General features: G+C 64.5%; 4 protein-coding genes. All 4 read left to right on the top strand.

Annotation, left to right across the window (positions count from 1 at the left end):
* Nucleotides 1-382: DUF1501 domain-containing protein (locus ACILSI_RS05220; protein WP_395720792.1), on the top strand; the 382-nt coding region annotated here is incomplete at its 5' end.
* 87 nt (nt 383-469) lie between these two features.
* Complete coding sequence (locus tag ACILSI_RS05215) at nt 470-1279, top strand: sialate O-acetylesterase (protein WP_395720791.1); 810 nt, start codon at nt 470-472, stop codon at nt 1277-1279.
* Nucleotides 1280-1290: 11 nt separating this feature from the next.
* Nucleotides 1291-5010 (top strand): DUF1553 domain-containing protein, encoded by a 3720-nt coding sequence (locus tag ACILSI_RS05210; protein ID WP_395720790.1) that lies wholly within the window; start codon nt 1291-1293, stop codon nt 5008-5010.
* A 29-nt stretch (nt 5011-5039) separates the two neighbouring features.
* The gene (locus ACILSI_RS05205) at nt 5040-6317 is read left to right on the top strand and encodes a DUF1501 domain-containing protein (protein ID WP_395720789.1); all 1278 of its coding nucleotides are present in this window, start codon (nt 5040-5042) and stop codon (nt 6315-6317) included.
* Nucleotides 6318-6375: the final 58 nt, after the last annotated feature.

Genomic DNA, 6375 nt, shown 5'->3' with positions numbered 1-6375 from the left:
GTGCGCCGGTTTGATCCGCGATCTGAAATCACGCGGCCTGCTAGATGACACTCTTGTGGTCTGGAGCGGCGAGTTTGGTCGCACCCCCTGGAGCCAGGACCTCAGTCGCACCGCGCCCATCGAAAAACATGGCCGCGAGCATCAGCCGGAAAGCTTCTGCGCCTGGATGGCTGGCGGCGGTGTGAAAGGCGGCCTCATGCACGGCGAGACGGATGAGTTCGGCTTCCGCCCCGTCTCCGGCAAGGTCCACCTTCACGACCTCCACGCCACCATCCTGCACCTGCTCGGCCTCGATCACGAACGCCTCACCTGGCGCCACCTCGGACGCGATTTCCGCCTCACCGATGTCTATGGCGAGGTGGTGCGGGAGATCCTGGCGTGAGCAGCTTGCCACGACGCACGACTAACGGTGGCGGAGAAGCCTGCGCCAGTTACTGCCACGCCCATGACTCCAAGACACCGCCAATCCATGCGCTTCACACTCCCGATTCTCACTGCCTTCCTCCTCGCGCCGCTGACTCTTTTGCACGCTGTGGAACCGCCGCTGGTGCTCATCCTTTCCGGTCAGTCGAACATGGCAGGCTATGGCAAGGCCGCAGAACTTTCCGCCGAATGGCGCACGCCGCCCGCGAACGTCACGTTGATCCACTGGGGCCGCACGCAAGCGCTCGCCACCGGCAGCATCGGCCCGGAGGTCACGCTGGCTCATGCGCTGGCGCGGGCCATGCCTGGACGCCAGATCGTGCTCTTCAAGGCCGCGCACGGCGGCACATCGCAACTCGCCTGGCAGCCGGAGCTGGACCAGGCTCGCATCGACCGCTTGAAGCTCAGCCACGATCAACGCGTCGGCCATGCCTACGCGCAGCTCATCGCCGCATGGGAAAAAGCTTTTCCCGCAGGCGACATCAAACCCGCCGCGCTCCTCTGGATGCAGGGCGAGTCCGACGCCCGCGTGCCCGAATTGGCAAAAGACTACGCGCAGCATCTCACCCTCCTCATGGCCGCGCTCCGGCGTGATCTAGGGGCACCGCAGATGAAAGCCGTCATCGCCGAGATCAACCCAGCCAAAGTCACGCCCGTCTCGCCCTTTCCCTTTGTGGATGAAGTCCGCGCCGCCCAGCGTGCCATTCCGGCCAAAGACCCGCTCACCGTTTGCATCAGCACCGACGGCCTGACCAAAGCCAAGGATCAAGTCCATTACGATACCGCGGGTCAGCAGGGCCTGGGTCAACGCTTCGCCGAGGCCTTGCTTCCGTTGCTCACCAAGAACGCACCATGATCATGCCAACGATGAAACCCGCCCTCAAACTACTCACCGCCCTGCTGCTCGCGCCGCTGGCAACGCTCTATGCTCAAGACACGCCTCCGGTCATGCGTTGGGACTTCGGGGCGGAAGACACAACGAAACTGGTGCCAAAGGGGGATGTGCAACGCGATGCGCCGGGGCCGAGGCCACCGGAGTTTCCAGATTTTGAGCTTGGCAACACGGCGGTGAAACTCGGCGGCAATGGGGCACGGCTTGTGGTCCATGATACCGGTGCCGACAGTGGGCTGGATTTTACCAACGGTGACACGATCACGCTGGAGGGGTGGGTGCGCCTGGATGAGATGAAGAGCGGAGCGGCGCTGTATGTCATCGGCAAAGGACGCACAGGGGCGGCTGGGTTTGCTCCGGACAATCAGAACTGGGCTCTCCGGCTGCGTGAGCGTGCTGGGCTGGCGTGTGTGGATTTCCTGTTCGCGACGGTGCCTCCCAGCGGCGTGAAAAAATCGGCCGCCCACTGGCATCGCTGGACGGCTGAATCGGGTTTCGACCCGCAGAGCGGCTGGCATCATGTGGCGGTGAGTTACCGCTTCGGTGAGCCGGAGAGTCTGCATGCGTGGCTCGATGGCATGCCTCAAAAAGGGGCGTGGGACATGGGAGGAGCGACGAAGGAGCCGCCTGTCGTCGATGACGATGCGGTTTGGATCGGCTCGTCGCAAGGTGGCCTTGCTTCGGCCAGTCTTCGGGGTTCGGTGGATGCGGCGGCAGTCCATCGCACGTTGTTGGGAGATGCGGTGATGAAAGCCCGTTTTCATCGCACGGGTGGTCCGGTGGTGGTCAAGGCGGCACCCGAAGTCATGCCAGAAGTCGGCGCGTTGCCGCCTGGCAAGGTGCGGGTTTCGTTCCATGAAGGAATGCCTGCTCATGACCGATGGCTGCGTGAGGGTGAGGCCTGGCCTGCGGAGACGATGCACTGGGAGGAAGAGTCGTTCCTGCTGCCAAGGTTGCCGGTGCGTTATGATGCCTGGGGCATTCGCACGGGATGGAAGCCGCCGGTGCTGGTGCGAATGGCGGCGGATGTGGCGCTGCCACCCGGCAAGCACCGGCTGCTGCTGCGGGCCCGTGGATTGAGCCGTTTGTGGGTCAATGGAACGCTCATCGCAAAGACGCAGCCGCACACCGGGTCACCCGATGGTGAAGAGCCGATGACGCCCCCGGCCGAGCTGCCCTTGCCTGGGCTGCGCCGCGCCGAGCATCGGCAGCAGGAAGTGGCCGGTGATGTGACGCTGAAGGTTGACGGCTCATGCCGCGTGGTGCTGGAGACGCTGGTCGGCGGCAAGTCACTGCGACCCGAGCCTGGGGAACTCTGTCTGTCCGTGCGGACGGAGAATGGCCAGTCCTATGTGCTGCTGCAGCCTGCCCACAGCAGTCAATCTCCACTGCCACTGACGGACCCGGTCGTAGAAGGGGCCCTTCAAAGGATCGAAACCTCGCTGGCCAAGATGGATGACCAGACGCGACGCATGGCAGCCGCCAGCCAGAATACCTTTTGGAAAAAGCGTCATGACGCCGCACTGGCCTGGGCGCGTGAGCATCCGGCCCCTGCCGTGCCACCGGGTGCGGTGCACCCGGTGGATGCTTTCGTCGCCCGGAAAATCGAGCGGGCTCTGGCCGCCGCCGCACAGACGCCAGCCGCTCAGGCTCGCGATTTTTACGACACTGTCCTGCCCATCTTGCGGGACGAGTGCTTCCGCTGCCATGGCGAGAAGGACAAGGGTGGCCTGCGGCTGGACTCACGCGAGGCCGCGCTGAAGGGCGGAGACTCCGGCGAGGCAACGGTCATTCCAGGCAATGCCTCCGCCAGCACCCTGCTGACCCGCCTGCGAAGCCACGACGACGAAGAACGCATGCCGCCGAAGGGTGAGGGGCTCAAGCCAGCTCAGATTGCCACGCTGGAGCGCTGGGTGCAGGAGGGGGCCGTGTGGCCGGCACCTCCCTTGCAGCCAGAGGAAGTAGCCGCCCCGGCTGTGGTAGGGGATGACGCCTTCCTCCGCCGTGTATTCCTCGACACCGTGGGCACTCCGCCGACCGAGGCTGAGGCCCGTGCCTTCCTGGCCGACTCTGCACCGGACAAGCGCACGCTTATCATCGAGCGCCTGCTCGCCGATGAGCGCCACGCAGACCACTGGATGAGCTACTGGCAGGATGTGCTGGCGGAGAATCCCACCATCGTGAACAAAAGCCTGAACACCACGGGGCCCTTCCGCTGGTTCCTGCTGGACTCGTTGCGGGATGGTAAACCCATCGACCGTATGGTGAGTGAACTCATCCAAATGCGAGGAGCCGCCATGGAAGGCGGCAGCGCGGGTTTCGGCATCGCCGGAGACAATGATGCGCCCATGGCGGCCAAAGGGCATATCCTCGGCACCGCCTTCCTCGGTCTGGAACTGCAATGCGCACGCTGCCATGACTCGCCCTATCACAGCACCAAGCAGCGCGACCTTTACGCGCTGGCAGCCATGCTGGAGCGCAAGCCAGTCATCGTGCCAAAGTCCAGCCGAGTGCCAGCGGCCTTCTTTGAAAAGAAAGACCGGGAATCGCTCATCAAGGTCACGCTCAAACCGGATGAACCGGTCAAGCCTGCATGGCCCTTTGGCGCGGCCACCGGAAGTGCCGATGGCCCGGAAATGGACAAGCTCATGCAAGCGCCTGATGACCTGCGCGAGCGCCTCGCCACACTCATCACCGCCCCGCAAAACGAGCGCTTCGCCCAAGTGCTGGCGAACCGCGTCTGGCGGCGCCTCATCGGTGCCGGCATCGTGGAGCCGGTGCATGACTGGGAAGGCATGGCGCCGAGCCACCCCGAGCTGCTCGCATGGCTCGCGCATGAGTTGGTCACGCACGGCTATGATTTACGCCACCTCGAGCGCCTCATCTTAACCTCGCAACTCTACCAACGTGAGGCCACCGGCAGAAACCTCGCCGCAGCCGCTGACACCCGCTATTTCAGCGCACCGGAGCGCCGCCGCCTCACCGCCGAGCAGGTCGTCGATTCCCTCTATGCGGTGAGTGGCACCCCGATGAAACTGGAAGAACTCACCTTCAATTCTGATGGCCGCCGCGCCGCCGACCAACTCATCAGTCTAGGCAAACCGAGGCGCGCCTGGATGCTGGCAAACCTCGCCAACGAGCGCGACCGCCCCAGCCTCAGCCTGCCCCAGGCCATGGCCGTCACCGATGTGATGCAAGCCTTCGGCTGGAGCGGCGCACGACAGATCCCGCTCACCGACCGCGAGACCTCGCCGAACGTGCTCCAGCCCGGCGTCCTCGCCAATAGCACGCTGACCGCCACAATAACCCGAGCCGCGCAAGGGAGCAGCCTCGCAGACATCGCCGTGACCGCCTCCTCCGTCGAGGCACTGGTCGAGTCCGTCTTCCTCCGTGTGCTGGGGCGTCCGCCCAGCGCAGCCGAGAGCGCGCCTTTCACTACGGCCCTTAGTGTTGGCTTTGCAAAACGCCTACTCCCCGCAGACCAGGTGAAAGCCCCTGCGCCACTTCCGCCGCTGCCGCGAGTGACCTGGTCCAATCATCTCCAGCCCGAGGCCAACACCATCGCCAAGGAGCAAGAGCGCCGCACCCGCACCGGCCCGCCCGCAGATACACGCCTGCGTCCTGAATGGCGCGAACTCTTCGAAGACCTCGTCTGGAGCCTCGTCAACACCCGCGAGTTTGTCTGGATGCCCTGAGGATGAAAACCATCACCATTTTCCCTACAATGAATCGCCGCCAATTCCTCCACACCACCACCGCAGCCCTCCTCGCACAACACGCAGGTGCCGCCCCTGCCTCCGCTCTCATCCAAGGCAAAATCCAAGGCAAAGCGGAGCACGTCATCTTCCTCTGGCTCGGCGGTGGAATGGGCCAGATGGACACCTTTGACCCCAAACGCCGAGGCGATCCCGCGAAAAAACTGGCCGGCTCCTACTACGACAGCATCGGCACCGCCGTGCCGGACGTGCGCGTTTGCGAGCATCTGAAAAACCTTGCCCCGCTCATGAACTACGCCACCGCCGTGCGCACCGTTCACCACGACGTCATCAACGAACACGCCGCCGCCACGAATCGCATGCACACCGGGCGGCCCGTCAGCGGGACCGTGGTCTATCCCTCACTTGGCTCCGTCATCGCCCATGAACGCGGCGCGGCTAGCGACGGCGTCCCCCCTTACGTCCTCATCGGCTACCCGAACGTCACCCGTGGCCCCGGCTTCCTCGGCTCGCGCGCTGGCTACCTTTATCTCACCGACACCAGCCAAGGTCCCACCGGCCTGACTCGGCCAGACGGCATCCAGCCTGCCCGTCAGACCCGACGCGAGACTTTCCTCGCCGCACTGGCCGACGCCCAGCCCAAAACCACCGACTCACGCCTCCGCGACTACGATGACGCCATCGCCCAGAGCCTTAAGCTCAGCGGCCCCAGCTTCCTCCGCACCTTTCAGTTGGATGAGGAAAAACCCAGCCTGCGGGCGGCCTACGGTGGCGAGTTCGGCCAGCGCTGCCTGCTCGCCCGCCGACTCGTCGAGCGTGGCGTGCGCTTCGTCGAAGTCTCGCACAATCTCAACTTCCTCAACGGCTCCGGCTGGGACGTTCACAACGCCGGCATCCTCAAACAGCACATGCTGATTCAGGAACTCGACACCGCGCTCTCCGCGCTCATCACCGACCTCCTGGCGCGCCATCTGCTCGACAAGACGCTCATCGTCGTCGCCACCGAGTTTGGTCGGCCTGCCGAGTTCGACAGCGGCGGCGGGCGCGGCCATCAAGGCACCGCCTTCACGTGTGTGCTAGCCGGAGGCGGACTCAAGCATTGCGGGGCCTACGGCCAGACCGACGAGCTTGCGAAAACCATCACCGCAGACCCCGTCAGTGTTGCCGACCTCTTCGCCACGATCCATGCCGCCATGGGCATCGACTACACCAAGAACCTCTACGACGGCGATCGTCCCGTCCCCATCACCGACCAGGGCCATCCACTTGACCGTCTCTTCGTGTGAATCCCGTTACCCTCAGCGAAATCAATGGCCGCGTTCGCGCCCCCACCCTCAACCGCCA

The organism is Prosthecobacter sp. (genome assembly GCF_044232965.1).
Lineage (GTDB): Bacteria > Verrucomicrobiota > Verrucomicrobiia > Verrucomicrobiales > Verrucomicrobiaceae > Prosthecobacter.
Note: the sequence above shows the minus strand (reverse complement) of the source record. Positions and strands in the feature narration are given on the sequence as shown.

Excerpts from the sequence above, each read along its gene's own strand:
- ACILSI_RS05215 (WP_395720791.1), top strand. The coding sequence starts at position 470 with ATGCGCTTCACACTCCCGATTCTCACTGCCTTCCTCCTCGCGCCGCTG.
- ACILSI_RS05210 (WP_395720790.1), top strand. The coding sequence starts at position 1,291 with ATGAAACCCGCCCTCAAACTACTCACCGCCCTGCTGCTCGCGCCGCTG.
- ACILSI_RS05205 (WP_395720789.1), top strand. The coding sequence starts at position 5,040 with ATGAATCGCCGCCAATTCCTCCACACCACCACCGCAGCCCTCCTCGCA.